Annotated in this window: 1 pseudogene; it reads left to right on the forward strand. The window is 68.4% G+C overall.

What is annotated here, in order from left to right:
- A pseudogene (locus B2J89_RS21545) lies at positions 1 to 280 on the forward strand (hypothetical protein); the annotation flags it as partial.
- Between the last annotated feature and the right edge of the window lie 315 nt (positions 281 to 595).

A 595-nucleotide genomic window follows, 5' to 3' on the forward strand; every position in this document is an offset into this window, starting at 1 on the left:
GGTCAACGACGCGCGCGAAAGCGCGCGCGCGCACGCGGTCGTCCAGGCCTTGTACGGCGCGCAGGCGCTGATCGACTTCCCGCCGCTGATGGTGTCCGAGAATTTCGGCGACTTCCTCGAGGTCTACCCGGGCCTGATGGCCTTCATCGGCGTGCGCAATGCGGCCTGCGGCGCGACGTTTGCGCACCACCACCCCCAGTTCAATATCGACGAGGCGGTCCTGCACCAGGGGGCCGCGCTGCACGTGGGCTACGCACTGAGCTGCCTCGCCGCCGCGTGATGCACAGGCCCGGGCGCGGGCCGGCCCCGGTTGCGTAATGCACACACGCCTGGCGCAGCAGGCGCTCTCGAAAACAGAGCTTTCTGCGCATATCTGGCATGGGTTTGAGCCGATTTTCTTACCAGATCGGCGCCTGCGGCGGTGCCCACCGAAACGGTGCGGAATGTTCCAACTGCGCCCGCAGGCCGTACCCGCCTAAAGCTCCCAGCGCGGCCGCGCGGCCTGGCTGACAAACGCGGCCACCGCCATCAACCGCTCGTCGTCGCCATAGGCGCCAATCACCTGCGTTCCCATCGGCAGGCCTTGCGGGCCGCG

This window comes from Acidovorax sp. SRB_24 (assembly GCF_012931925.1).